Below are 24,800 nucleotides of genomic sequence, written 5' to 3'. Positions count from 1 at the left end.
TTTTATACAATAAAATAAAGGAGATGGGATATATGAGAGAAATTTGGTATGGCGGCACCATTTACACAATGCGAGAAAAGAATGAAAAAGTAGAAGCTATTTATGTTGAAAATGGCATAATCGTTGATGCTGGGAGTAAGGAAGAATTAGAAAGTAGATATTCAAACGTTAAGTTGCAGGACCTAAAAGGAAAAACAATGATTCCGGGTCTCGTTGATAGCCATATGCATCTTATTGGGCATGGGGAGAGATTACTCCGTCTAGATTTATCAAATTGTACATCTTATGGTGAAGTGCTTACTCTTGTTCAGAAGCGAGTGGAAGAAGCACCAAAGGGATCTTGGGTTATTGGAGAAGGGTGGAATGAAAATAACTTTACAGATACGAAAGATGTTCATGCGCGTGATTTAGATGAAATTTCGAAAGAACATCCCATTTTATTAAAGCGAGTTTGTCGTCACGTTACATGGGTGAATTCATACATATTGCAAGAAGCGAACATAACAGAAGCGACGCAAAATCCAAAAGGCGGGAAAATTGGCAGGGATTCATCAAATAAGTTAACAGGACTTTTATATGAACAAGGGCAAGAATTAATTAAACACGTTCAGCCAGAAATTGATGAAGCTTATTTACAAAGAGCTCTGCAAACAGCGATTAAAGATTGTTGGCAATATGGACTTGTTGGCGGGCATACGGAAGATTTAAATTACTATGGTGGCTTTAGAAAAACGCATAATGCGTTTTCTCACGTTATAAAAGAAATGCCATTTAAAGCACATTTGCTCGTTCATCATGAAGTAGCACAAGAACGAAAAGAATATGAAAATGAACATTATATTGAATTTGGGGCAATGAAAATTTTTTCTGACGGTTCTTTTGGCGGAAGAACAGCATTATTAAGTGAACCGTATGAAGATGCGAAGGAAACGAATGGGGTTGCAATTTTCTCACGTGAAGAACTTGCAGAATTAGTGAAGAAAGCACGAGACTTACATATGCCAGTTGCGATTCATACTATCGGTGACTTATCGCTTGAATATGTCATTAATGCACTCGAATTATATCCACCAGCAAAAGGATTACGTGACCGTATTATTCATTGTCAGCTTGCTCGTGAAGAGTTGATTGAAAGAATGAAAAACTTGTCGGCTATTATCGATATACAGCCGGTCTTTCTTTCCTCAGATTTCCCGTCAGTCATTGGAAAACTAGGCGAGCGTCGTCTTCGTTATGCATACGCTTGGAAGACGTTACTGGAAGCAGGATTACGCTGCAACGGTGGGTCTGACGCACCAATTGAACAAGTGAATCCATTTTTAGGCATATATAGCGCTGTTACACGTAGAAGTTTTATTGACGATGTATGCTATATGCCTGAGGAAAGATTAACGGTATATGAGGCTGTTTCTCTATTTACAACAGGAAGTGCCTATGCAATCGGAAAAGAAGCGAAGCGAGGGCAAATTATAAAAGGATATGAAGCAGACTTTACGATATTAGACCGTAATATTTTTGAAATTGAGGCAGAAGAAATGAAAGAAGTACAAGCAGAAATGACCGTAATAGATGGCCAAGTTGTCTATAGAAAAGGTATGTAAAAATATATGAGCGATTATTGAAATATATCGACTTACCGACAAAAATAGCAACTAATAGTTAGAGAAATAAACAACCGCAGAATTATGGAATTCCATAATTCTGCGGTTATTTTAATTCTATAAAAACGTTCTTTGTACTTTTTCCCAGAAAGAGTTGTTTTTTAATTTAACTGTTTTAATTTGTTTATCGCTTAAGCGTACAACAGCTTTTTCCACTTGTTTAATGCTAAGCGCTTCGTTATCCATGCCGATAACAGGATAATCGTTACCGTCTGGTCTTAGTTTTAAAGTTAATGTACGTTCGTGATTTAAAATGAACGGTGAACCGAGCGTACGGTAAGTGTTGTTGTTTAAAGATGCTAGTTCGCTTACTTGGAAACATGGAATAAGTGGGTCAACAACTGCACCATGCAATGATTTATTGTAAGCTGTACTTCCTGTTGGGGTAGAAACTACTAAACCGTCCCCTCTAAATGTTTCGAAGTATAAATCATCAACGTGAACATCTACAACGAATGTTTTAATAATGCTAGAACGTAATGAGAACTCATTTAAACAATAGAAAGATGTACCATGATCTACATCTACCTGAATTGTTGGATATTTGCGCACTTCAATTTCATTTTTTGTAATTTCTTGAAGGGCTGTATCAATGTGATCAATGTGAAAATCGCAGTAGAACGAAGTTTCATCTTTCGTAGAAATCCCTGCGTATAAGCAATCTTCTCTAAAACCAGTTTTACGAACGGCTTGTAAGAAGGTTGCATCATCTCCAACACTGACGATAGCGTTTGCATTTTTTGGATGATCTAATATGGTAAATCCATTCTCTTCTAAAATACGATAGATTGGTTTCATTTTTTCAACGAGCGTTGCTTTGTCATCACCATAAAAGAAAAATAAATTGCGACGATCTGCCATTATGTATCCCTCCACTGCAGTTAAATTTTCTGTTTTTCGTGCTGCATATCATTAGAGTCCGTTCCCTGATGATATGTTCAAATAATATATTTCGATATAAATTGTCAAAATACCTTTTTATTTTTAGAAAAATTTTTATATTCAATCTTATAAAACTCTGTTTAACGATGAATAAACTTGTCGATAATGGGTATGGAGTGAAAGGATGATACGTATGAAGTGGCTCGTAATTGGAATAATAATTCTTCTCCTTTTTATTTTGCTTATACTATTGTCGAAAATATCGCTTAAGGTGACATTTTTATATTCAGAAATGGAAAAGCAATGTTTATTTCAAGTGAAAATATGGATGATTCGATATACATTTGATGTGTTGGAAAGAATTGAAAAACAGCAGAAAAAGACAGGACAGAAAATCGAAAAAGCTGAAGAGGACGGCGGACTAGATAATAAAATTATGGCGCAACTTGACAGTATTGGGGAACTGATAAAAAGGCTTCAAAAAGTTCATACTATCGTTAAAGATTTTCTCAAACGAGTGAAAATCAATGGTTGGAAATGGCATACGCAAATTGGAGCAGGCGACGCAGCTAGTACTGGAATTGTCACTGGATATGCATGGGGGACAAAAGGTATGGCTGCTGGAGTTGTCGGACAATATATGCATATTGTCGATGTACCAGAATTTGAAATTACTCCTGTTTTTCAAGGGAAGGGATTTGCATCAAGATGCGAGTTAACAGCATCTTTTCGTATATTCCGCACTATAAAAACAGCGATGAAATTGCTCATATTTATGAGGCAGCAAAAATCTGGTATGACAGAAAAATCTGTTCAAGCATAGGGGGGATATAGAATGGACCATCCAATTCAAGGTTTAATGACAACAGCAATGCAGCATTTAAAACAAATGACTGATGTAAATACAATTGTTGGTGACCCAATTAAAGCGGCAGATGGAAGTGTAATTCTTACTGTTTCGAAAGTAAGTTTCGGATTTGCTGCTGGTGGAAGTGAATTTGGTAGAGTAGAACATTCAGGCCGTCATCCATTTGGCGGGGGAAGTGGTGGAGGAGTTTCTATTAATCCTGTTGCCTTTCTTGTTATAAATGGAGATGGTGTGAAAGTATTGCACTTAGATAAACAAACACACGTCATCGATAAAATAATTGAATTAGCGCCACAAGCTGTTGATAAAGTGAAAGAAATGATGGATAAACGAAAAGAAGATGATCCTGAATTTCAAATTTAACGAATAAAGAAGCTAATCAATAGGTTAGCTTCTTTTATTTTTTTGTAAATAAAGCGATTTTATTTGCATTATCGATAGGGACAAACTATCATTTACATTGTACATATTTTGTTTAAATAAGGGAGGATTTTCAAGTGGCAAACGTAACTTTTAAAGGTAATCCAATGACTTTAGTTGGAACAGAAGTTAAAGTTGGCGATCAAGCGCCAAACTTCCAAGTATTAGCAAACGACTTATCTCCAGTAAGTTTAGAAACATACAAAGGCGAAGTAAAATTAATTAGTGTTGTACCTTCAATCGACACAGGTGTGTGTGATGCACAAACACGTCGTTTTAACCAAGATGCAGCAGGTATTGAAAACGCAAAAGTATTAACAATTAGCGCTGATTTACCATTCGCTCAAAAACGCTGGTGTGCAGCAAACGGTTTAGAAAATGTTGTAACACTTTCTGACCACCGTGACCTTTCATTCGGTGAAGCTTACGGCTTAGTAATGAAAGAACTTCGTTTACTTGCTCGTGCAGTATTCGTAGTAGATAGCAATGACAAAGTAGTTTACGTAGAATACGTAGGCGAAGGTACAAGCCATCCAAACTATGAAGCAGCATTAGAAGCAGCTAAATCTGCAAAGTAATGTGAAGGAAATGACCTCTTATAAAGAGGTCGTTTTTTCTCATATATCGCTACGTAACGGTGCCGATATATGAGAAAAAACGTTATATCATATATAACTTGAGAGGGAGCTCTTTACAGGAGGTCGCTTTTTCTTTTTGGAAAAAATCACTTTGTGGTATGATATAAGTTATGTGTAAAAGAGAGAAGGAGGAATGTACGTGAGTCAGACAGTGGAAACATTATTTTCTATTTTTGATTCTTCTGCGGTAGTTTTACGTAAAGAATTAGATGTGACATATTTAGAGGCGCTTGTAGAAACAGGTGATAACTTGTTTGAGGGAGCGATTTTACAAGAGGAATTATCCGAATCAGCAATTGAAAGGCTGAATCGTGAATATAGTACGTTTAATGAAGAAACATATAAAGGTGAAGAAATTCGTAAAGCATTTCAGTTAGCCATCTTAAAAGGAATGAAAGAAGGCGTACAAGCGAATCATGAAATGACGCCTGATGCAGTTGGGATGTTCATGAGTTACTTATTCCATAAATTTATGCAAGGTCAAAACGAAATTACAGTTTTAGATCCTGCAATTGGAACAGGAAATTTAATGACTACAGTGTTTAATAGCGCCAAAGAAGGACTAACAATGAGTGGATTTGGTGTAGAAGTGGATGAAGTGCTAATTAAACTTGCTTTAGTAAATGCAAATTTACAGAAGCATGCAATCGAATTCTTCCATCAAGATGGACTAGCACCACTTTATATCGATCCAGTTGATGCAGTCGTTTCAGACTTACCGATTGGTTACTATCCAAACGAAATCGGTGCCAGTGAATATAAATTAAAAGCAGATGAAGGAATGTCGTATGCTCATCACTTATTTATTGAACAAAGTGTGAAACATACGAAAGAGGGCGGGTACTTATTCTTCTTAGTACCAAACTTCATTTTTGAAAGTGATCAGGCACCAAAATTACATGCATTTATTAAAGAAACATGCTTTATTCAAGGGTTATTACAGCTTCCTGTTTCCATGTTTAAAAACGAGAAAAATGCAAAAAGTATATTTGTTCTCCAAAAGAAAGGCTCTAATGTAACAATGCCAAAACAGGCGTTATTAGTAGAGTTGCCTAAATTCTCTAACATGAAGGCGATGGAGAACATTATGGATCAATTAAATACTTGGTTTGCAACACATAAATAAAGCTGGGTATATGTAACAGAGTTAGTGATTCATGTAGTACAGTTTTATATAATATGTCATATTTTTAAATATATACTAGATTTAACTGAATTTTTTTGAAATCTGTAATATATATTTTTTCTTGGTGTTACAATTTTTTCACTTGAAATATATGTCGGACGATGTTTAAATTAAAATCGTGAGTATAAAATTTGCTAATGATGAAACGTTTTCATATTTAGTAAATTTGATTAGATAAAATCGAGCGGTTTGTGGAAACATCCACACAACTACCAAGAGAAAAAGGGGCGAAAGACTAGATGTCAAAAATCATCGCGATTAACGCAGGAAGCTCTTCCTTAAAATTCCAATTATTTGAAATGCCAAGTGAAACAGTATTAACAAAAGGTTTAGTAGAACGTATCGGTTTAGAAGATAGTATCTTCACTATTACTGTAGATGGCGAAAAACAAAAAGAAATTACAAACATCCCAGATCACGCAGTAGCAGTTAATATGCTTCTTAAAAAATTAACTGAAAACGGAATCGTTAAATCTCTAGATGAGATTGGCGGTATCGGTCACCGTGTTGTTCACGGCGGCGAAAAATTTGCTGACTCTGTTTTAATTACTGATGAAGTATTAGCTGATATCGAAGAATTAAGCGATTTAGCACCACTTCATAACCCAGCAAACGTTGTTGGTATTAAAGCATTCCGAGAAGTATTACCAAACGTACCAGCAGTAGCAGTATTCGATACAGCATTCCACCAAACAATGCCGGAATCTGCATTCCTATACAGCTTACCATATGAGTACTATGAAAAATTCGGCATCCGTAAATACGGTTTCCACGGAACTTCTCATAAATATGTAACTGAGCGTGCGGCTGAATTATTAGGTCGTCCAATTGAAAGCTTAAGCTTACTTTCTTGTCACTTAGGTAACGGTGCAAGTATCGCAGCAGTAGAAGGCGGTAAATCTATCGATACTTCTATGGGCTTCACTCCACTTGCTGGTGTAACAATGGGTACACGTTCTGGTAACCTTGACCCTGCGTTAATTCCATACATCATGGAAAAAACAGGCCAAACAGTAGAAGAAGTAGTTAACGTATTAAACAAGAAGAGTGGTATGTTAGGTCTTACTGGTTACTCTAGTGACCTACGTGACATCATTGCGAAAGAAGAAGAAGGCGACCACCGTGCGAAAGTAGCACTTGATGTATTCGTAAGCCGTATCCACAAATACATCGGTTCTTACACAGCTCGTATGAAAGGTGTAGACGCAATCATCTTTACAGCTGGTGTAGGTGAAAACAGTGCGATTATTCGTGAGCGCGTATTAGAAGGCCTTGAGTACATGGGCGTATACTTCGATGTAAAACGTAATAACGTATTCGGTGAAGAAGCATTCATCAGCTTCCCACACTCTCCAGTAAAAATTATCGTAATTCCAACTGACGAAGAAGTTATGATTGCTCGTGACGTACTACGTCTTGGAGATATTGGTTAATATATAAAAAGAAAGACGAGATCCTATAGGATTTCGTCTTTTTTCTTTTGGATGTATTTTAAAACACCATCCGGATATAATATTTTTTCTTTCTGAATGAATGCCTTAATAGGAATCCATTTCGCATACGTTACTGCTTGCTCATCTTGTATATTTAATATTTCCATTTCATATAGTGAGGTGTCTAATAAACGCAAAGAATATAGTTGAATGATTTCGTGACCAATGCCCCCATCTAGATGAGAGACATTTTCTAAGCAACCTAAATAATTGGTGATTTCTATCTCCGTATGAAGCTCTTCTTTAAACTCCCGAATAACAGTATGTGCTGATTTTTCACCAAGTTCAATGGAACCGCCAAGAGGACGATAATATGTTTCGCCTTCTGTATAATATTCTTGTACGAGAAGGCGATCTTGATGTACAGCAAGACCGAAAGCTTTTGCACGTGGATACATAATAGAATCACTCCTTATTTGTTTTGTATAAGGAAGATTATAATGTATGGTGTGATAAAAGTATTCTGTATTTAAGTGTGCGGTCTAACTGTAATTTCATCAAATAAGTCTTTCCAAAATGCTTCATTGTATTGGTATACATCCATAATCGGGCATTTCATAACGCAAGTATGTTGTAATCCCCAATCTTCTTGAGTGATAGTTGGTATATCGGCAGGAATTAGTAACAGGACAGAGAATGTATGTGTAATTATTTGAGATGAAATTTGTTCTAGGGAACATGCTTCTTCGTATGTTCCTCCAGTTCGAATAAATAATATGGATTCTGCCGTTTCAATTGTAGTTAGAAAACGATTAGTTCGATGTTCGTAGTTTAACTTAATTTCTGTATAAGAAGGCCAAGTAGTTGGTGTGTTTACATCTGTTTTAAAGTCATGACAGGAGTCAATTTCATAAAGGTTGCCCCTTCATCTTAATTTTGCATCATCATCCCAAAATGAGATGAAGGATAAATTTTCTTAATTTAAAAAGCGGTCAAATCGATTTTGGAATAATAAATTTACTTTCGCTAATGAAGGACTTAGCATAAAATCAATAACGCCAAAAAATGGTGATAATTCTAATTGATATAATGCCCAAGTAGGCCAGCAGTTTTTTCCTAAGCTGAATTCTGCGTTATAATTTTGTTTTAGATTGGATAGATTCATGTGAAGCATCTCATCCTTTTTGCTATTATTTTATGTCACTCATAAAGGGTATATAAAAAGAGATATACAAGCATATTTGTAAAGAATAAGCAGAAATATGTTACAATAGAAAAAAATCGAACGAGGTGGTTGTTACGATGCGATCGAAGCGAGAACAAGCCATTTTAGACAATATAAAAGAATGGGAAGCGCAATTAGTTGAGCAAGAAGCGACCGATTTTCAAAAAGTGTTTGATAAATGGTTACATACTACAGTTGCGAAATTACCTGAGAAAAAGCGAAAAGAATTCTTCACGAAAGCAGATGGATGGCTCTTTCATTTGCATGCATTTATTCAAAGTTCACAAGCACAGTTAGATGCACGTAATCGGATTTTAGGAACATCGAGATTATTTGATGAATCGATTGAACAGCTTGAAGATTTGAAAGCATTATCTATTGATCAGTTAACATACATAGCAGAGCAGCAAACAGCACGTCATCGTCTATATTCGTTTGTGCAAGGCGGGGCGACAGGTGCTGGAGGTTTATTATTATTAACGGCAGATTTTCCGGTTATGATCGCGTTAAATGTGAAGGCAGTCCAACTTATTGCAACATCATTTGGGCATGATGTGAACAAGCCTTATGAAATGATGCTTGCGTTAAAGGTGTTTCATGCGTCATTACTACCAGGAAGACTTCAGCAATACGCATGGTACAATTTATTGCAAGAGCTGGAGCAAGAAGATTCGTTCTTTTATGAAGGAGACGAAGCAGTGTTGCAAACAGCTTCTACTGAAGTTGTGTTAAAACAAATTTTGAAGACATTTTCGATTTATGCTCTTCGTCGTAAATTATTCCAAGGTATTCCGGTAATTGGAATGGCAATTGGATCTACAGTGAACTATCGTTTAACAAGAAACGTTACTGAATTTGCAAATAGATTTTATCAAGTGCGCCATATAGTCGAGAAAGAAAAAAGAGCATAAAAAAAGCGAGAGGCCGAAGCCTTTCGCTTTTTTAATTTGTTGCATGTTTTTTGGACATTGGAACAGATACTGGCTGCTTTTCTGCTGTTTTTTCTGTTTTTGGATAATAAATTAAATCCAATGTTTTTGCCTGTACGGCAATCGAAAGAATAGTAAAAGCAATTTCTGTCCAATTTAAATAATATAATGAAAGCGCAAGAACAATCGCATCAAAGACGAAGAAAATTTGCCCAATTGTAAAACGAGTTCGTTTACTTAATACAATTGTTAAAATATCGTCTCCACCGGTTGCACCGCCAAATCGCAATATAAAACCGAGTCCAATACCAGCTAACGCACCGCCAACTATTGCAGCTATAAATAAATTATTTGATAAATCTACCGTAAATGGAGAATAATTTTCCATTAAGGAATAAAATAATCCGAATGAAATAGAACCTAAGAATGAATAGCCAACCATTTTTCTACCCAAAAATGAAGCACACAGTAAAATAATTGGGATATCCATTAATACAGTTGAAATAGATGGTGAAATATCATAAAAGTTTTGAATGAATAGTGCAATTCCTACAAAGCCACCTTCTGTTAAGTGGTTTTGGAAGTGAATGTGATATAGCGCTGCTGCTAAAATAAATGAACCGATTAAAACCATAAAAATTTCTTTAATAATTTGCCGACTTTGGATGTTCCTCATCGTTATTCCTTCTTTCCGTAGTTAGTAGTCCTTTTTGTGTTGTAAACTAACTACGAGCTCACATGTAGCTTTCAGTTAGTTTACGAAAAAACTAACTACGCTATATGTCGCTGAAGAAATAACGAATAATCCTCTCGTCCATCAATTCTCCCTACCTTCGTTTTAGTTTAAGTCTTAAAACGACTAAACAAAACGTGGAGTAGGATTCGTCATTTAGCAATCCTGCTCTTCTTTGTTTTGTTTAGTTAGTAACAATTAAGTCCTAAACAAAACGCTATGTGTAAGAAGAGTCTTTTTTTTGCCAAATTATCCTTCGGGCAATCATAATTTCCCCACTCTCGTATTTTTTTCGCTAGACTAAAGTATCTGAGCTGAAAAATACGCTACGTGTATGATTCGTCAATACGATGCCACATGCTCCTTCGAGCGATCATGATATCAAAATCCCTTCCTTCAAGATTTATACTATTATATCATACTTTTAAAAAATGTATGCGGATGGAAACCGACAATAAACGGAGGGAATCTACAAAAAATGTTATGTTTAAATATTTTTGTAGCAAAGCCTAAGTTATTTCAGAGGATTGGACAGTTTGTAACGGTTTGTCCAATAAGCAAGAAAAAAAGGGTTTTATTCCGTTGTGTTCTTTTCATCACTTTTATCTTTAAAAAACGAATCCCAACTAATTACACTTAAAAAAGTTAAAGCGATAATAACGAAAGCACGCATAAGCTTTAGACCTCCTTTTGTACATAGTATATGAATCATTCGATTCAAAATGTGTCATTTTTTTACAACTCTTAACTATTATGAGAGTATATTAATATAGATAGATGAAGGGGAGAGTGAAGATATGCTAAAAGACATGTTCAAAAGAAAAGAATTAATATGCGTTTCATGTCAGAAAAAAATTCAATATGAAGAAGAACTTGTTGCTTTTGTAAAGTTGCCGAAAGAAAGAAGTATATTAGTTGGTCCATTTGATGTGTGTTTGGCGAAAACAGCACAAGAGATATATTGTAAATCATGTTACGACAAAAAAGCATGACCCAAATTAATTGAGGGGCATGCTTTTTTCATTGGTGTGCTTTCCCCTCAGATACATTTTGAGTGAGTCGATACCAAAGCCAAAGGTCATTAATGATGGAAGCAAGATCGGCAATTTCTGAATTTAGTTTACAAGAAACTTCGAAGTCTTCTTCGTTATTTAAATGATGTTGTTTTGTATTAATATAGTGCTCAAGTTCTTTTATACGATCAGGAATTTTCCCGCGAATTTGTTCCCATTTTAGTAAAATAGCATGCTGCATTTTTTCGGGGATATCTTCCCAATCTTCTTGTAAATGCGGAATTTCAATTCCTAGATGATTATCGTATAAGAAATACTTTTCCATAAGTTCACCCCCGTTTTCCTGCTTATATTGTACAGAAAAACAGAAAAAAGTTCGACGAAATTGTTTGAAAAAATTTGAAAATGACTCTTGATACATTTTGTAAAAGGTGTTAAAGTTTGAATTATTATAAAAGAAAATGAATATTTATTCTTTAGGGGGATGCAAAATGGAGAAGAAAAAAGTTGTATTAGCATATTCCGGAGGTCTTGATACTTCCGTTGCAATTAAATGGTTACAAGAGAAGAATTATGATGTTATCGCACTTTGTTTAGATTTAGGGGAAGGAAAAGACTTAGGGTTTGTGAAAGAAAAGGCACTTTCAGTTGGTGCAATTAAATCATATATGGTGGATGTCCAAGAAGAATTTGCGAATGAATATGCATTGATGGCGATGCAAGCACACACATTATACGAAGGGAAATACCCTCTTGTCTCTGCATTATCTCGTCCGCTTATTGCGAAGAAATTAGTAGAAATCGCAGAACAAGAAGGTGCAACTGCAGTTGCACATGGATGTACAGGAAAGGGAAATGACCAAGTTCGTTTTGAAGTTTCTATCCAAGCATTAAATCCTTACTTAGAAGTGATTGCGCCTGTACGTGAATGGAAGTGGTCACGTGAAGAAGAAATTGCATATGCAAAAGAAAACGATGTACCAATTCCGATTCATTTAGATAGCCCGTTTTCAATCGATCAAAACTTATGGGGACGCAGCAACGAATGTGGAATTTTAGAAGATCCATGGGCAGCACCACCAGAAGAGGCATATGAGATGACATTAGCATTAGAAGATACACCGAATAAACCAGAGTTTGTAGAAATCGGATTTGAAGCAGGTGTACCGACGACTTTGAATGGTACTGCATATTCACTTGCAGAATTAATTAAAACGTTAAATGCACTTGCTGGAAAACATGGCGTTGGACGTATCGATCACGTAGAAAATCGTCTTGTCGGTATTAAATCTCGTGAAGTATACGAATGCCCAGCAGCAATGACGTTAATCACTGCACATAAAGAGTTGGAAGATTTAACACACGTAAAAGAAGTAGCACATTTTAAACCAGTGATTGAACAGAAAATAACAGAACTTATTTATAACGGTTTATGGTTCTCTCCTTTAAAACAAGCGCTTCATGCATTTTTACAAGAAACGCAAAAGAATGTAACAGGTACAGTGCGTGTAAAATTATTTAAAGGTCATGCGATTGTAGAAGGACGTAAATCTGAATACTCTTTATACGATGAAAAATTAGCAACATATACTGCTCAAGATGAATTTAATCATGAAGCAGCAGTTGGATTTATTTCATTATTTGGTTTACCGACGAAAGTATACAGCCAAGTGAATCAAAAGAAGGTGGAAGCGTGAGCAAACTTTGGGGCGGACGTTTTACGGAAGAAGCGGAAGCGTGGGTTGAAGAGTTTGGAGCATCCATCTCCTTCGATCAACAATTAGTAAATCAAGATATAAAAGGGAGTATTGCACACGTAACGATGCTAGCAAAGCAAGGCATCGTTACGAAAGAAGAGGCAGAGAAAATAAAGATAGGTCTTCAATATTTATTAGAAGAAGCGAAACAAAATAAATTACATTTTTCGATTGAAGCTGAAGATATTCATTTAAATATTGAAAAGATGTTAATTGAAAAAATCGGTGAAGTAGGAGGGAAACTTCATACAGGCCGAAGTCGTAACGATCAAGTGGCGACAGATATGCATTTGTATTTAAAAGAAAAGGTAGAACATATTATAAAAGCTACAAAACAATTGCAAACTGTTCTTGTTCACCAAGCAGAAAATAATATTGAAACCATTATGCCGGGCTATACGCATTTGCAGCGTGCTCAGCCGATTTCATTTGCTCATCATATTCTCGCTTATTTTTGGATGTTAGAGCGTGATGTGAATCGTTATGAAGATTCGTTAAAGCGTATTAACATTTCGCCGTTAGGGGCAGGAGCGCTAGCTGGGACGACATTCCCGATCGACCGAGAATATAGTGCGGAACTTCTTGGGTTTAATGGAATCTATGAAAATAGTTTAGATGCAGTAAGTGATCGTGATTTCATACTGGAGTTTTTAAGTAATTCATCTATGCTCATGATGCACTTATCACGTTTTTGTGAGGAACTTATTTTATGGAGTAGCCAAGAGTTTCAATTTATTGAAATGAGCGATCAATATGCGACAGGTAGCAGCATTATGCCGCAAAAGAAAAATCCGGATATGGCGGAACTAATCCGTGGTAAAACAGGCAGAGTATACGGTAATTTATTCAGTTTACTTACAGTAATGAAAGGATTACCACTCGCTTACAATAAAGACTTACAAGAAGATAAAGAAGGAATGTTTGATACAGTTAAAACAGTAGAAGGTTGCCTTCATATTATGGCGGGCATGCTTGAAACGATGACTGTAAACAAAGAAAAAATGGGGCAAGCTGTGACGCAAGATTTCTCCAACGCAACAGAAATTGCCGACTACTTAGCAAACAAAGGACTACCATTCCGTCAAGCTCATGAAATTGTAGGGAAGTTAGTGCTACACTGCACACAAAAAGGAATTTATTTATTAGATGTCCCGCTTGAAACATATAAAGAAATGAGCCCTTTATTTGAAGAAGGTTTGTATGAAGTTCTTTCACCATATGAGGCTGTAAAGCGTCGTAATAGTGCTGGTGGGACAGGGTTTGAACAAATCAAAAACGCTTTGGAAAAGGCGAAGGGGTTAACGAAAGAAGTTATTAAGAATTGAGTTGGGAAGTACGCCAGTCTAGTAAAGTCTGGCGTACTTTATTTTTTACTAGCATTTAAGTTACAATGTAGTAAAAAATAACAATTTAGGGGAAGTCTATGAAAAAAATAGTGTTTATCATTGTACTGGTAATTAGTTTAATTGCAAATGCTAAAGTGTTTCTTTTGGACAAATATATGTATGTTGGTGAAAAAGAAAAGCGAGAAGAAGCGATTATCGCAACGATGTGGCATTTGCAAGATAAAGGATATAAAGAAAGTGATATTGCATACATAAAACCAGCCTTTTATAGCAAAATTGGTTCATACGGTATGAATGTGCAGTTTAAAGATGAACCAAATGAATCATATACATATATAGTTTTAAAAGATGAGAAAACAAATAAACTAACTGTACACCAAGATAGTAATGAGCCAGGTGGTATGGGCGGGAAGCATCAAGAGCTTAAATAAAAAAACGACTGATGGCATTCGCCTGCAGTCGTTTTTCTTTTAATCATACTTATGTCGATCTTCTGTAATTCGAATATACTCAATATCCATCAAATCACGAAGTAATGCACCATTACTTAGTTCAACGCCATGTTTTTCTTTAAAATGAGTGCGAATCTTATCTAGCATTTCAATTTCTTTGCCGTTCACGTCTAAAATAATGCGTTCAGAATCATCCATATAGCATCCTCCTTTTTTACACATATATATTTTGTCCGTCTATTTCTAAAAAATGTATGTTAACGTAATGTTAGGAAATAAGAAAGGGATGAAAAATGAGACGTATTTATCCCGCATTAACGGGCAGTAAGACCCCCACCTCAAAATTTAGCGAGAGCAAAGAAGTTAGGTGGGGATCAACTGCCCGTAAAAGCCCGATTGGTTCAACTAATAATCAGTGGGGGATGAACAAAACCCCCCACTGATTAAAGTTTCACTTTATTTTATAGGGCTAATTTTGTACACGCTAATTGTATTGTATGTTGCATTCCCAAACGTATTTTCATTTGGAAATGTAGAAACAGTACACGTTGCGATATTTATTTTTTCTCTATTTCTAGTAGATTGCTGTATTTCAATATGGCTTTCGAAAAGAAAACATGTACAAGATAAAAAAGAAATGGAACGGAAAAAGAGAAAACGTTCATTTTGGATGATGACGTACTGTTTGTCTTTAGTGCTTACTGCAGCTTTTTTTAGTGAGCATATTCCATTAGAAAGATTAAATATTGGATTTGGAGCGTTCGTATTCGCATACTATTTTTTTATGCACTTTCTTCCTTATATGAAAGAAAAGCGAGGAGAAGAGGAAAATCCGCTTGTAGAAGAAGCGAGAGAACAAGATCATAAGAGAATAGAAGGGGATATAAAGAAACTTGGAGAACAAAAATGGTATTTAAAATCAAAAATCATATATGTTCTTTGCTTCATTACGCCGCCAATTGGCTATTTGTACGTCTTCTTACTTCGTAAAAAAATGACAGAAGATGCAAAGCAAACGTATTTAACAGTTGCGACGATTATGATGGCATTATGGTCTTTGAAGTTTCTTCCTCCCTATGTATTAGCAATTACTGTTGTTATTGTGGCTTGTCTTGTATTTATAGTGAAATATGTGAAATGAAAAACACCAAGCCCATGTGGACTTGGTGTTTTATCTATAAATTAAAGATCACCTTGCTCCTCATCACCACGAACAACAAGGACATCGCATTTCGCATAGCGAATAATATGTTCAGAGACGCTACCGATTAGGAAGCGTTCAACAGCATTTAAACCAGTCGCACCACACATAATTAAATCTACTTTATGGTTTGGAGCGATTTCTTTTGAAATTTTAGATTTAGGGTTACCAAATTCTAATACAGTTTCAATTTTTTCAAGACCAGCTTCAAGCGCAGTTTTTTTGTAGTCTTCTAATAAGTCTTCTGCAAATAGATTTGCACGTTCAGCAATTGCACGGCTATAAGCCTCTACTGCTGAGTACGCTTTTACATCAACGATATGAGCGATTGTTAATGTTGCATTGTTGCGCTTTGCGACTTGAATTGCTTTTTTAAAGGCTTTTTCTGCTTCTTTAGAACCATCCACCGCGATTAAAATATTTGTATATGTATTATTCATAGTAAATTCCTCCCAATCTGTTTTATAACTGTTTACAACTTAATTATAAAACAAATTTTGGTAACGTGCTTGCCAGAAACGTTACAGAATTTTGAAAACTCTGTTTCAATTCATTTTAGTTGTAATTGGAGCGAGAACTTGTTACATATGAAGTATAGCAATTTAAAAGGAGGCATGTTTGTGAGACACGCGCTCATTACAGCCGGTACGAAAGGTTTAGGAAAGCAAGTAACAGAAAAGTTATTGGCTAAAGGATATTCAGTAACAGTAACGTATCATAGCGATATCACGGCTATGGAAAAGTTGAAAGAAACATATAAAAATATGGAAGAGCGTCTACAATTCGTGCAAGCGGATGTCACGAAAAAGGAAGATTTACATAAAATGGTAGAAGGAGCGATAAGCCGTTTTGGCAAAATTGATTTCTTAATTAATAATGCTGGTCCATATGTATTTGAACGAAAAAAGTTAGTTGATTATGAAGAAGATGAATGGAATGAAATGATTCAGGGAAATTTAACAGCGGTATTTCATTTATTAAAACTTGTCGTTCCGGTCATGAGAAAACAGAGCTTTGGCCGTATTATTAATTACGGATTTCAAGGGGCGGATAGTGCACCGGGATGGATTTATCGTTCAGCTTTTGCAGCGGCCAAAGTAGGACTTGTTTCATTAACGAAAACAGTTGCTTATGAAGAAGCGGAGTATGGTATTACTGCGAACATGGTATGTCCTGGTGATATTATAGGCGATATGAAAGAGGCAACTATTCAAGAAGCACGTCAGCTGAAAGAGCATAACACACCGATTGGTAGATCTGGAACAGGTGAAGATATTGCAAGAACCATTTCGTTTTTATGTGAGGACGATTCCGATATGATTACCGGTACAATTATTGAAGTGACTGGTGCAGTGGATGTTATTCATAGACATCGATAGAATAAAATAAGATGAAGTTTCAAATAATTGGACAGTTTATCCATTGTGCTGAGAGGTGCGGATAATACTGTCTTTTAATATAAAATTAAATCTATCGGAAAACTTGTATTATTTTTTGTCAAATATTGAGATATTATGTTAAAATATAAGAGCGTAGAAAGCGCTTTAAAAAATGATTCAGGGGTCATTTCATAACTCAAGGGGGAACTAATCATGCGTATCGGTATTCCAACAGAAATTAAAAACAATGAAAACCGTGTGGCAATGACGCCAGCGGGAGCAGTACATTTAGTACAAAATGGTCATGAAGTTTTTGTTCAAAAAGGAGCAGGTTTAGGATCTGGTTTTACGGATGAAGAATACGTACAAGCTGGTGCGAAACTTGTAGAAACTGCTGAAGAAGCATGGAATCAAGATATGGTTATGAAGGTAAAAGAGCCAGTAGCAAGTGAATACGGCTATTTCCGTGAAGGTTTAATTTTATTCACATACTTACACTTAGCTCCAGAACCAGAATTAACGAAAGCATTAATCGATAACAAAGTTGCATCAATCGCATACGAAACAGTACAATTAGACAATCGTTCTTTACCATTACTTGCACCTATGAGTGAAGTAGCTGGTCGTATGTCCGCACAAATCGGTGCACAATTCCTTGAGAAAAACAAAGGCGGTAAAGGTATTTTACTTGCAGGCGTTCCAGGGGTAAAACGCGGCAAAGTAACAATCATCGGCGGTGGTCAAGCTGGTACAAACGCAGCTAAGATTGCAGTAGGTTTAGGTGCGGATGTAACAATCATCGACTTAAGTGCAGAACGTCTTCGTCAACTAGATGACATTTTCGGTAACCAAGTAAAAACGTTAATGTCTAATCCATACAACATTGCAGAAGCTGTTAAAGAATCTGACCTTGTTATTGGAGCAGTATTAATTCCAGGTGCAAAAGCGCCAAAACTTGTAACTGAAGAAATGATTCAATCAATGGAACCAGGTTCTGTCGTTGTAGATATTGCGATTGACCAAGGTGGTATTTTCGAAACAACTGATCGTATTACAACTCATGACAACCCAACTTACGAAAAACATGGCGTTGTTCATTATGCAGTTGCTAATATGCCAGGTGCGGTTCCACGTACGTCAACTCTTGCATTAACAAACGTAACAGTACCATATGCAGTACAAATTGCTAACAAAGGCTATAAAGATGCTTGCCTAGGCAACTCTGCATTATTAAAAGGTATTAACACATTAGATGGATATGTAACATTCGAAGCAGTTGCAGAAGCTCACGGCTTACAATACGCTGATGCGAAAGAGCTACTTGAAAAAGCTCCTGCTTTATCATAATAGAAATACATTTGAGACCTTCCTTTTCATAAGGAGGGTCTTTTTTATATGGGGAAATAACATGTGAATAATTGTTATTTATCCCGCATTAACGGGCAGTAAGACCCCCACCCAAAAATTCAGCGGAAGCAAAGANNGAAGTTAGGTGGGGGATGAATAAAACCCCCACTGATCAAAGTTTCACTTTATTGGTGTAAATCGATTTTTATTATGATAATTTAGAATTATATAATAAAAGAGGGGATTCAATGGGGAGTAAAAAAAGGAAGCAAAAGCAAGCTAAAAGACAAAAGTACATAAAGAAAAAACAGGAACAGAACATACCTTTTTCACAGAAAGTAGTCATTACGATAGAGAAATCATTTCGGTATATTTGTATGGCTCTGTATGTAATTTTGTGTATGTATTCATTTGGAGTGTTTTACAGTTTTGAGATAACTCCTAATATTATTGAGAGTATTTTAGTATTTATCCTTGTTGCAATAGAATTAGTCTTATTCGTTATATTTTTTGATACAGTATGGCCTAGTCATGAAAGTAAAAAAGATAGAAAAAGAAGCAAAAAATCTTCATACACTTCAAGCACATCAAGTGGATTCGGTCACTACAGTAGTAGTGATTGTAGTAGCTCAAGTGATGGTGGAGATTAAGTTAATTTTTCAGAAGAACGACTAATGAAAGGATGAGACGAAAGATGGAAACTGTGAACTTAATAGAATTAAAAAAGGACATTCAAAATCAACATAAAAACTTCGTCGTTTCAAATATAAACAGTCATTGCTTACGAATCGCTGTATTTACTGGTGAATATGATTGGCACTATCATTCTAATTCGGATGAATTATTTATTGTGCTAGAGGGAGAATTACTTATTGATTTTGAAAATGGAGAAACAGCGGTTTTAAAGCCAAATGATTCTATTTTAATTCCAGCATGTCCGATTCATAGAACGAGAGCATTAAAGAGAACGGTAAATCTTTGTTTTGAACATATAGAGGCTGATACGATTAAGGTGGAGCAATTATGAAAAAATTATCTGTAGCTGAGTATGGAAAAGTTCTTCCGGTTTTAGAAGGTAATACAAGAACGACGACGTTTGCTTATGCCGTATGTGATCGAATGATAGATGGTGAGGTTTTTGTAAACGGGCAATTAACAGCAGGATTAATTATTACAGCTAACGGTATCTATTATTTATTTGGTGATACGGATGATCACAAGTATAACGAAGATTTATTTTCGTATATCAAAAAGGCTATTGAAAAAACAGAGAAGAGATTTACACTGTTCACTTCGAGCGAAGAATGGGAAATGATGATAGAAGAGCGTTTTAGTAATGTACTTCGGAACATCCCGCGAATGAAATTTCAAAGCGTAACCTTTGAAGAGAAACAACGAGATTTTAACAAAAATACATATGAAGTGAAGCGTATTGATATAAGAGATATAGAGCGAAGCAGTGAATTTAAAGAGGAGTACTACAAAGAGTATTGGGGATCAAAAGAAACGTTTTTGAACAGTGGTTTTGGATTTTGTATAGAACAAGATGGGATAATTGTAGCTGAATGTGTCTCAATATTTAACGGGAATGGTTTTGCTGAAATAGATATTGCAACACATGAAGCGCATCAAGGGAAAGGATTAGCTCAAGCTGTTGCGACAAGGTTCATTGAACATTGCATGCAAAATGACATTATACCGAGCTGGGATTGTTATGTAGACAATATTCCTTCGCGAAAATTAGCTAGTAAATTAAGTTTTTATCATCCAATAGAATATAGTTTGTTTGTACGTAAGAAAACGGGGGAATAAAAATGAATGTAGAATTAACAAGATTTAAAGTTAAGCCTGGTAAGAGTCATCGAGTAGATGAATGGATGCAGCTTCTTAATGACAATTTGAAAGAAGTGCTTTTGACATTAAACGACGAAAAAATGTACGTTGAGACAATTTTCCGGGAAATAAGAGATGGAGAAGAGTACTTATATTGGTATTCTGTGCAAGGAGAAGGTGGTATTTTTGTCGAAAATTCGCATCATGAAATTGATAAAAAGCACTTAGCATTTTGGTATGAATGTATCGATGAAGAAGCACCGTCTATTGATATGAAAACAGAAGTTGTTATGATTCAAGATGTTGTGAAGGAAGCGATGAAATAATAGATTGTTATTTTATAACCGTAAAATGATCTTCTTTTTTGTTGGAATATATATTATTGGAGATGCTGTAGGATGAAAATTAGTAATAAATATATCACTCTCGGTGAAATAGAAATAATAAGAGAACCTTTAAATAAATTACATGAATATCATAATAATAAATCAAAACATTTTTCTGGTGATTATCCAAGAATGACATTTGAGGAACGTATTGAAAATTATAAACAGAATTCAAATTACGGAGAATATAGAATTGAATTATTAGTTGAGGCGGAAACAGATGATATATTAGGGTTTTGTATAGCGTATAGTAAAAGTGTAAGCGGAAAGATTGAAGTTTTATTCGTTGATGAAAAATACCGAAGAAACGGATTTGGCTTAAAATTAATGAATAGTGCAGTGGAATGGTTTAAAGCGAAGAAGATAGATGAAATTGAATTAACAGTAGTGTATGGAAATGAAGCTGTATCGTTTTATGAAAAGTTGGAGTTCTATCCTCGTTCAATTATTATGGCAACTAAGTCATAACGATAGTATGGGGAGAGAGGAGTGGGAGTTTTTGCTTCAAAAAAATGATTCATATTTTACTAAAATATATGTGAAAAGCGCATCAAAATGGATGTGCTTTTTATTATGAAAAAATTTATAAAAGCTGCATTTGAATATCTTTAAGTGAAAATAAAGAGGGATATCGAGAATATTTTAGGATAAACTATAAAGTGAAACTTTAATCAGTGGAGTGGTTCATCCCCCACTGATTATCAGCCCTCACCAATCGGGCTTTTACGGGCAGTCCGCCCCCCACCTAATTTCTTTGCTTCCGCTGAATTTTGATGTGAGGTCTTACTGCCCGTTAATGCGGGATAAAGAAATAAAAAACACCAAACCAAAAGACTTACCAATATACGGTATAGTCGTAACAGGAAAAACAGAGGATTTACAAAGTTTACAAGGGTCACCGTATATTAAGGCTGCTGTAAGAGGTGTAACAGTTGAGAAATATTGATTACAAGTAATTAATGTGAATAATCAGAAAATTTATGTTATAATATGGGAAAAGGAGGTTTATATGAGGCAAATACATGGAGCAATTTATATTTACATAACAATGTTTTTCGTGGCGATATCCTATGGATTGGGGCACGTGTATTCGCATCCTATACTAACTTTTTTAAGTGGAGCATGTATGGCGTTTGCGCTTCTTGTCCACCTTTTCTCAGTTTGGATCGTGAAATTTCAATTAAATATTAGTGAAATAGAAGAAGGCACTTTTTGAGTGGCCTTCTTTTTTAATAATATTTTGGAAGCTCTTGTAGCAATTTTTCAATTTCGAATTCGGTTTCTTCACATATAGAAAGTGTGCGTAGTCTGAAAAATAAGCTACGTAAGAAAGATTTTGTATTTCCATATAAAAACTCGTACGATTCAATAGGTAGTGCTTGTTTTTGGACCAGTAATTGAGCTACTAAGTCACGAAGGGCTAATATGAGTATTTCTTCTTTTAGGCCATTTTGCAGCATTGCGACAATCGGATAAACGAGACGCTCGTCTTCTTCATATTTGTAGTAAATAGAATGGACACAAACTTTGTTTAACAAAGTTTTTAATATCTCTTCGTAATGTAAAGTTTCTAGTTTAGGACTATGAACAAGCGCCTCAAATGTATCGGAAGCATGTGCGATACTATGTGCCCAGCCGTGGTCTTGCACATATCCGCGGAAATCCTGTTCATTGTTCATATATAGAATTAATTGATCTTTTACAGTTAAAATATCATTCTGTGATAAGAAATTATGAGTTGTATCTGCATCTATAATGAGCGCAATTAATAAGGTCGTAAATGCACGAGTAAATACAGCATCTTCATCATCTGAATGAATCTTATACAATAAATATTTTTCACCGATGCTTTCTAATAATAGTTTCTGTAATTGTGTGTGTGAAAGGTAGCGATTTTTGATGAGATGATAAAAAGTAGAGTAGATGAGTTTGTCCCTTAAGTAGCTATCAGTAACACCGATATGTTCAAGCATACTGGAACTTAAAGAATCAATATGAAGTGTGTTATCTATGATGTAATTATTATTACGAATTTTTTCTAACTGTTGTTGTAACATATAAACCTCCTGTTTTAGAAAATTCTGTATTTTTATAATATAATAAGAGGAAGAAATAGACAATAAATAAGTGCATTTGAATGGAGGGGGCATTATGAAGAGAGCATTATTCTTTTTTATTAGTATTTTCTTTTTAGGAAGCTGTTCCATTTCGTATGTTAATTTTTCTAGCGAGAGCAAAAGTTGGACTGGACAATATAAAGGGCATATTAAGGATGACAGTGAAGATGGAATGTTTACGTTTCAATATAAGGGGGGGGATGGAAAGACAGAATTTAAAAACTTAGAGATTGCTATTAATGGAGCCTTTAGTACAATGACACAAACGTCAGAAGTTCATAAAGGAGCAAGGGTTGAAATAAAATCTTCTTGTGAAAGTTGTGCACCTCTATCTACAGATGAACCGATAGAAGTTGTAATTAAATGGGATGATAAGTATGAGGAGAAGATGGTGTTAAATTTGAAATAGCCTAAAGTAAGGAGATAAAAATGAATAGGCATGTGAAAATTGTTATGTTTTTAAGTGTATTTCTAGTCATATTATCAGCTTGTACTACAAAACAAGTAGAGCAGGTAACGGTAAAAGAAGTCCCTAAAGAAGGGTATATCATATTAAGAAATGACACGGTATTTTTTGTCGATGATAAAACGTTTAACACAAAAGTAGAGTTGCAACATTATATAGAACAACAAATGAATAAAGAGCATCCATCACATATAGTCTTGAGCTTTAAGGACAAAGACGCATATAAACAGTTAAAAACAGGGGATAAAATAAAAGTATGGTTTTCTCAAATACTTGAAAGCTATCCAGCAAGAATGATTGTAGAGAAATTTGAAATAGTAGAGGAATAAAAAAAGGCAGCATTCACGCTGCCTTTTTATTATTTTACAAATTGTAATTCTTTCGGGAATTTCGTTAAAATTTCTGATCCATCTTTTGTAATGTAAATATCATCTTCAATACGAACGCCACCTACGTTTGGTACGTAAATACCTGGCTCGATTGTGAAGACCATACCTTCTTTTAATGGAGACTCGTTGCCAGCTTTTACATCTGGATATTCGTGTACGCTAATTCCAAGTCCGTGACCAAGGCGGTGCGGGAAGAAGTCACCGTAACCTGCATCTGCGATAACAGAACGAGCAGCGTTGTCGATTGCGCCAAGTGTAACACCTGGTTTACATGCTTCAACTGCTTGTAGTTGTCCAGCAAGTACAGTGTTGTAAATGCGAGTTTGTTCTTCAGAAATCTCGCCGAATGCTACTGTACGTGTAATATCAGAGCAATAACCTTCAATGATTACACCTAAATCAAATAGTACGAAATCACCGCGCTTCATTTTGTTTGCACCAGGAATACCGTGTGGAAGAGCAGAGTTTGCACCCGCTAATACCATCGTATCAAATGACATTTTATGTATGCCTTTTGTTTTTAATTCGTGTTCAATAATTGCTAATACTTCTAGCTCGCTACGGTTTTCTTTAATTGCATTTACACCAACTTCAACAGCGTAGTCCGCCATTTTAGCTGCTTCGCGTAAAATAGAAAGTTCTTTTTCATCTTTAATTAAACGAAGTTCGCGAACTTTTTCCTCAGCTGATTTGAAAGCTGCATTTGGGAATAATTTCGTTAATTCTTCGTAGCGCTCTACGTTTAAATGTTCTTTTTCAATTGCAACTGCATTTGCATTGATGCCGCGGTCTTTAATTGCTTTTGCAATCATATCCCATGGTCTGTCAGTATCAGTAAATCCGATAATTTCATGTGCCCAGCCAGCGTTACGTGCTTGACCTTCTTCCATTTTAGGACAAATTAAAATAGGTTCTTTTTCTTGGAATACAAACATACCAAGTAATCTTTCATGCGGTTCACAGTGGAAGTTCGTCATGTAGAAGACGTTCGGTGTAGAAGTTAAGAACGCAGCTTCTACGTTTTTTTCTTTTAGCCATTGCATTAAATTTTCTAATCTAGCATTCATCGATTGGCACCCCCGAGATATTTAATTACAAATATAACTTTAACTCGGAAGAAAGCGTTATGACAAGTAAAT

At 35.4% G+C, this 24,800-nt stretch carries 30 protein-coding genes and 2 pseudogenes; 23 read left to right on the top strand and 9 right to left on the bottom strand.

The genetic code is table 11. The annotated features are described in order from the left end of the window. The first annotated feature begins 32 nt into the window (after window positions 1-32). The gene (locus tag CN409_RS23775; protein ID WP_097981800.1) at window positions 33-1,601 is read left to right on the top strand and encodes an amidohydrolase; all 1,569 of its coding nucleotides are present in this window, start codon (window positions 33-35) and stop codon (window positions 1,599-1,601) included. 117 nt (window positions 1,602-1,718) lie between these two features. Here the strand turns inward: CN409_RS23775 and CN409_RS23770 are convergent, their stop codons facing one another. Beyond that, entirely contained in the window at window positions 1,719-2,522 is an 804-nt protein-coding gene (locus CN409_RS23770; protein ID WP_000785183.1) for an NAD kinase, read from the bottom strand. A gap of 205 nt (window positions 2,523-2,727) precedes the next feature. Between CN409_RS23770 and CN409_RS23765 the strand changes: the two genes are divergently transcribed. The 5 genes from CN409_RS23765 (at window position 2,728) to ackA (ending at window position 7,088) form a co-directional block, all read left to right on the top strand. Further along, window positions 2,728-3,366, top strand: coding sequence for a DUF2953 domain-containing protein (locus CN409_RS23765; RefSeq protein ID WP_000620652.1), 639 nt, complete (start codon window positions 2,728-2,730; stop codon window positions 3,364-3,366). 12 nt (window positions 3,367-3,378) lie between these two features. Then, window positions 3,379-3,774, top strand: coding sequence for a GerW family sporulation protein (gene ytfJ, locus CN409_RS23760; RefSeq protein WP_000350007.1), 396 nt, complete (start codon window positions 3,379-3,381; stop codon window positions 3,772-3,774). Window positions 3,775-3,908: 134 nt separating this feature from the next. After that, on the top strand, window positions 3,909-4,409 hold the full coding sequence (gene tpx, locus CN409_RS23755; RefSeq protein WP_000024527.1) for a thiol peroxidase: 501 nt from the start codon (window positions 3,909-3,911) through the stop codon (window positions 4,407-4,409). A 199-nt stretch (window positions 4,410-4,608) separates the two neighbouring features. Next, window positions 4,609-5,595, top strand: a complete 987-nt coding sequence (locus tag CN409_RS23750) for a class I SAM-dependent methyltransferase (protein ID WP_000084365.1) — start codon at window positions 4,609-4,611, stop codon at window positions 5,593-5,595. 299 nt (window positions 5,596-5,894) lie between these two features. Further along, entirely contained in the window at window positions 5,895-7,088 is a 1,194-nt protein-coding gene (gene ackA / locus CN409_RS23745; protein WP_000034583.1) for an acetate kinase, read from the top strand. A gap of 23 nt (window positions 7,089-7,111) precedes the next feature. Here ackA and CN409_RS23740 read toward each other — a convergent pair whose 3' ends face one another. Both CN409_RS23740 and CN409_RS31540 read right to left on the bottom strand, forming a co-directional pair. Continuing rightward, entirely contained in the window at window positions 7,112-7,546 is a 435-nt protein-coding gene (locus CN409_RS23740; RefSeq protein WP_086390953.1) for an NUDIX hydrolase, read from the bottom strand. A 71-nt stretch (window positions 7,547-7,617) separates the two neighbouring features. Then, window positions 7,618-8,253: pseudogene (locus CN409_RS31540) on the bottom strand (DUF1796 family putative cysteine peptidase). 137 nt (window positions 8,254-8,390) lie between these two features. Here CN409_RS31540 and CN409_RS23730 point away from each other — a divergent pair. Further along, window positions 8,391-9,224, top strand: a complete 834-nt coding sequence (locus tag CN409_RS23730) for an EcsC family protein (protein WP_001256853.1) — start codon at window positions 8,391-8,393, stop codon at window positions 9,222-9,224. Between the two features lie 31 nt (window positions 9,225-9,255). Here the strand turns inward: CN409_RS23730 and CN409_RS23725 are convergent, their stop codons facing one another. Then, window positions 9,256-9,918, bottom strand: coding sequence for a YitT family protein (locus CN409_RS23725; RefSeq protein WP_001244514.1), 663 nt, complete (start codon window positions 9,916-9,918; stop codon window positions 9,256-9,258). Window positions 9,919-10,772: 854 nt separating this feature from the next. On the opposite strand from CN409_RS23725, the gene CN409_RS23710 reads away from it, so the two are divergent. Beyond that, the gene (locus CN409_RS23710; RefSeq protein ID WP_000910278.1) at window positions 10,773-10,967 is read left to right on the top strand and encodes a hypothetical protein; all 195 of its coding nucleotides are present in this window, start codon (window positions 10,773-10,775) and stop codon (window positions 10,965-10,967) included. 28 nt (window positions 10,968-10,995) lie between these two features. Here CN409_RS23710 and CN409_RS23705 read toward each other — a convergent pair whose 3' ends face one another. After that, window positions 10,996-11,313 (bottom strand): hypothetical protein, encoded by a 318-nt coding sequence (locus CN409_RS23705; protein WP_000417222.1) that lies wholly within the window; start codon window positions 11,311-11,313, stop codon window positions 10,996-10,998. A gap of 166 nt (window positions 11,314-11,479) precedes the next feature. Between CN409_RS23705 and CN409_RS23700 the strand changes: the two genes are divergently transcribed. From CN409_RS23700 to CN409_RS23690, 3 genes are all read left to right on the top strand, one after another. Then, window positions 11,480-12,685, top strand: a complete 1,206-nt coding sequence (locus tag CN409_RS23700) for an argininosuccinate synthase (RefSeq protein ID WP_097981798.1) — start codon at window positions 11,480-11,482, stop codon at window positions 12,683-12,685. Next, window positions 12,682-14,070, top strand: coding sequence for an argininosuccinate lyase (gene argH, locus CN409_RS23695; RefSeq protein ID WP_097981797.1), 1,389 nt, complete (start codon window positions 12,682-12,684; stop codon window positions 14,068-14,070). The genes CN409_RS23700 and argH overlap by 4 nt, the downstream gene beginning before the upstream one ends. 98 nt (window positions 14,071-14,168) lie before the next feature. Then, window positions 14,169-14,522 carry a DUF3139 domain-containing protein gene (locus tag CN409_RS23690; protein WP_097981796.1) on the top strand — a complete coding sequence of 118 codons (354 nt, stop codon included), beginning with the start codon at window positions 14,169-14,171 and terminating at the stop codon, window positions 14,520-14,522. Window positions 14,523-14,561: 39 nt separating this feature from the next. On the opposite strand, the gene CN409_RS23685 is transcribed toward CN409_RS23690, so the two are convergent. After that, a complete protein-coding gene (locus CN409_RS23685) occupies window positions 14,562-14,741 on the bottom strand; it encodes a hypothetical protein (RefSeq protein WP_000342753.1) in 180 nt (59 codons plus the stop codon). A gap of 244 nt (window positions 14,742-14,985) precedes the next feature. On the opposite strand from CN409_RS23685, the gene CN409_RS23675 reads away from it, so the two are divergent. Continuing rightward, the gene (locus CN409_RS23675; protein WP_033795308.1) at window positions 14,986-15,684 is read left to right on the top strand and encodes a hypothetical protein; all 699 of its coding nucleotides are present in this window, start codon (window positions 14,986-14,988) and stop codon (window positions 15,682-15,684) included. Window positions 15,685-15,725: 41 nt separating this feature from the next. Here the strand turns inward: CN409_RS23675 and CN409_RS23670 are convergent, their stop codons facing one another. Continuing rightward, the gene (locus CN409_RS23670; protein WP_001066672.1) at window positions 15,726-16,184 is read right to left on the bottom strand and encodes a universal stress protein; all 459 of its coding nucleotides are present in this window, start codon (window positions 16,182-16,184) and stop codon (window positions 15,726-15,728) included. 147 nt (window positions 16,185-16,331) lie between these two features. Here CN409_RS23670 and CN409_RS23665 point away from each other — a divergent pair, with 147 nt between their 5' ends. The 9 genes and pseudogenes from CN409_RS23665 (at window position 16,332) to CN409_RS23625 (ending at window position 21,905) form a co-directional block, all read left to right on the top strand. Then, complete coding sequence (locus tag CN409_RS23665) at window positions 16,332-17,123, top strand: SDR family oxidoreductase (protein ID WP_097981806.1); 792 nt, start codon at window positions 16,332-16,334, stop codon at window positions 17,121-17,123. Window positions 17,124-17,336: 213 nt separating this feature from the next. Next, window positions 17,337-18,470 (top strand): alanine dehydrogenase, encoded by a 1,134-nt coding sequence (gene ald, locus CN409_RS23660; protein ID WP_001219401.1) that lies wholly within the window; start codon window positions 17,337-17,339, stop codon window positions 18,468-18,470. 248 nt (window positions 18,471-18,718) lie between these two features. Continuing rightward, window positions 18,719-19,120: a hypothetical protein gene (locus CN409_RS23655; protein ID WP_016077223.1), complete on the top strand. Its 402-nt coding sequence runs from the start codon at window positions 18,719-18,721 to the stop codon at window positions 19,118-19,120. Window positions 19,121-19,164: 44 nt separating this feature from the next. Beyond that, window positions 19,165-19,497 carry a cupin domain-containing protein gene (locus tag CN409_RS23650; protein WP_097981794.1) on the top strand — a complete coding sequence of 111 codons (333 nt, stop codon included), beginning with the start codon at window positions 19,165-19,167 and terminating at the stop codon, window positions 19,495-19,497. Continuing rightward, the gene (locus tag CN409_RS23645; RefSeq protein WP_097981793.1) at window positions 19,494-20,282 is read left to right on the top strand and encodes a GNAT family N-acetyltransferase; all 789 of its coding nucleotides are present in this window, start codon (window positions 19,494-19,496) and stop codon (window positions 20,280-20,282) included. Before CN409_RS23650 ends, CN409_RS23645 begins: the two co-directional genes overlap by 4 nt. A gap of 2 nt (window positions 20,283-20,284) precedes the next feature. Further along, the gene (locus tag CN409_RS23640; RefSeq protein ID WP_001100204.1) at window positions 20,285-20,629 is read left to right on the top strand and encodes a DUF6176 family protein; all 345 of its coding nucleotides are present in this window, start codon (window positions 20,285-20,287) and stop codon (window positions 20,627-20,629) included. A gap of 72 nt (window positions 20,630-20,701) precedes the next feature. After that, complete coding sequence (locus tag CN409_RS23635; RefSeq protein WP_000703677.1) at window positions 20,702-21,157, top strand: GNAT family N-acetyltransferase; 456 nt, start codon at window positions 20,702-20,704, stop codon at window positions 21,155-21,157. A 337-nt stretch (window positions 21,158-21,494) separates the two neighbouring features. After that, window positions 21,495-21,635 (top strand): annotated as a pseudogene (locus tag CN409_RS31530) (anti sigma factor C-terminal domain-containing protein); the annotation flags it as partial. 63 nt (window positions 21,636-21,698) lie between these two features. Further along, complete coding sequence (locus CN409_RS23625) at window positions 21,699-21,905, top strand: hypothetical protein (protein ID WP_001248905.1); 207 nt, start codon at window positions 21,699-21,701, stop codon at window positions 21,903-21,905. Between the two features lie 13 nt (window positions 21,906-21,918). Here the strand turns inward: CN409_RS23625 and CN409_RS23620 are convergent, their stop codons facing one another. Beyond that, a complete protein-coding gene (locus tag CN409_RS23620; RefSeq protein WP_097981791.1) occupies window positions 21,919-22,746 on the bottom strand; it encodes a DUF2785 domain-containing protein in 828 nt (275 codons plus the stop codon). A gap of 94 nt (window positions 22,747-22,840) precedes the next feature. Between CN409_RS23620 and CN409_RS23615 the strand changes: the two genes are divergently transcribed. Continuing rightward, a complete protein-coding gene (locus tag CN409_RS23615; protein ID WP_141527737.1) occupies window positions 22,841-23,215 on the top strand; it encodes a hypothetical protein in 375 nt (124 codons plus the stop codon). A 20-nt stretch (window positions 23,216-23,235) separates the two neighbouring features. Then, complete coding sequence (locus CN409_RS23610; protein ID WP_086390958.1) at window positions 23,236-23,601, top strand: DUF3221 domain-containing protein; 366 nt, start codon at window positions 23,236-23,238, stop codon at window positions 23,599-23,601. 29 nt (window positions 23,602-23,630) lie between these two features. Here the strand turns inward: CN409_RS23610 and pepQ are convergent, their stop codons facing one another. Beyond that, window positions 23,631-24,728, bottom strand: coding sequence for a Xaa-Pro dipeptidase (gene pepQ, locus CN409_RS23605; RefSeq protein ID WP_000994037.1), 1,098 nt, complete (start codon window positions 24,726-24,728; stop codon window positions 23,631-23,633). Window positions 24,729-24,800 lie beyond the last annotated feature (72 nt).

The sequence above is a fragment of the Bacillus sp. AFS012607 genome (assembly GCF_002558005.1).
GTDB lineage: Bacteria > Bacillota > Bacilli > Bacillales > Bacillaceae_G > Bacillus_A > Bacillus_A thuringiensis_S.
The sequence above is the reverse complement of the archived record's forward strand: the minus strand, read 5'-3'. Positions and strand labels throughout refer to the sequence as shown.

Coding starts and splice junctions, on each gene's coding strand:
- CN409_RS23775 (WP_097981800.1), top strand. CDS start 33: ATGAGAGAAATTTGGTATGGCGGCACCATTTACACAATGCGAGAAAAG.
- CN409_RS23770 (WP_000785183.1), bottom strand. CDS start 2,522: ATGGCAGATCGTCGCAATTTATTTTTCTTTTATGGTGATGACAAAGCA.
- CN409_RS23765 (WP_000620652.1), top strand. CDS start 2,728: ATGATACGTATGAAGTGGCTCGTAATTGGAATAATAATTCTTCTCCTT.
- ytfJ (WP_000350007.1), top strand. CDS start 3,379: ATGGACCATCCAATTCAAGGTTTAATGACAACAGCAATGCAGCATTTA.
- ackA (WP_000034583.1), top strand. CDS start 5,895: ATGTCAAAAATCATCGCGATTAACGCAGGAAGCTCTTCCTTAAAATTC.
- CN409_RS23740 (WP_086390953.1), bottom strand. CDS start 7,546: ATGTATCCACGTGCAAAAGCTTTCGGTCTTGCTGTACATCAAGATCGC.
- CN409_RS23730 (WP_001256853.1), top strand. CDS start 8,391: ATGCGATCGAAGCGAGAACAAGCCATTTTAGACAATATAAAAGAATGG.
- CN409_RS23725 (WP_001244514.1), bottom strand. CDS start 9,918: ATGAGGAACATCCAAAGTCGGCAAATTATTAAAGAAATTTTTATGGTT.
- CN409_RS23710 (WP_000910278.1), top strand. CDS start 10,773: ATGCTAAAAGACATGTTCAAAAGAAAAGAATTAATATGCGTTTCATGT.
- CN409_RS23705 (WP_000417222.1), bottom strand. CDS start 11,313: ATGGAAAAGTATTTCTTATACGATAATCATCTAGGAATTGAAATTCCG.
- CN409_RS23700 (WP_097981798.1), top strand. CDS start 11,480: ATGGAGAAGAAAAAAGTTGTATTAGCATATTCCGGAGGTCTTGATACT.
- CN409_RS23690 (WP_097981796.1), top strand. CDS start 14,169: ATGAAAAAAATAGTGTTTATCATTGTACTGGTAATTAGTTTAATTGCA.
- CN409_RS23685 (WP_000342753.1), bottom strand. CDS start 14,741: ATGGATGATTCTGAACGCATTATTTTAGACGTGAACGGCAAAGAAATT.
- CN409_RS23670 (WP_001066672.1), bottom strand. CDS start 16,184: ATGAATAATACATATACAAATATTTTAATCGCGGTGGATGGTTCTAAA.
- CN409_RS23665 (WP_097981806.1), top strand. CDS start 16,332: ATGAAGTATAGCAATTTAAAAGGAGGCATGTTTGTGAGACACGCGCTC.
- ald (WP_001219401.1), top strand. CDS start 17,337: ATGCGTATCGGTATTCCAACAGAAATTAAAAACAATGAAAACCGTGTG.
- CN409_RS23655 (WP_016077223.1), top strand. CDS start 18,719: ATGGGGAGTAAAAAAAGGAAGCAAAAGCAAGCTAAAAGACAAAAGTAC.
- CN409_RS23650 (WP_097981794.1), top strand. CDS start 19,165: ATGGAAACTGTGAACTTAATAGAATTAAAAAAGGACATTCAAAATCAA.
- CN409_RS23645 (WP_097981793.1), top strand. CDS start 19,494: ATGAAAAAATTATCTGTAGCTGAGTATGGAAAAGTTCTTCCGGTTTTA.
- CN409_RS23640 (WP_001100204.1), top strand. CDS start 20,285: ATGAATGTAGAATTAACAAGATTTAAAGTTAAGCCTGGTAAGAGTCAT.
- CN409_RS23635 (WP_000703677.1), top strand. CDS start 20,702: ATGAAAATTAGTAATAAATATATCACTCTCGGTGAAATAGAAATAATA.
- CN409_RS23625 (WP_001248905.1), top strand. CDS start 21,699: ATGAGGCAAATACATGGAGCAATTTATATTTACATAACAATGTTTTTC.
- CN409_RS23620 (WP_097981791.1), bottom strand. CDS start 22,746: ATGTTACAACAACAGTTAGAAAAAATTCGTAATAATAATTACATCATA.
- CN409_RS23615 (WP_141527737.1), top strand. CDS start 22,841: ATGAAGAGAGCATTATTCTTTTTTATTAGTATTTTCTTTTTAGGAAGC.
- CN409_RS23610 (WP_086390958.1), top strand. CDS start 23,236: ATGAATAGGCATGTGAAAATTGTTATGTTTTTAAGTGTATTTCTAGTC.
- pepQ (WP_000994037.1), bottom strand. CDS start 24,728: ATGAATGCTAGATTAGAAAATTTAATGCAATGGCTAAAAGAAAAAAAC.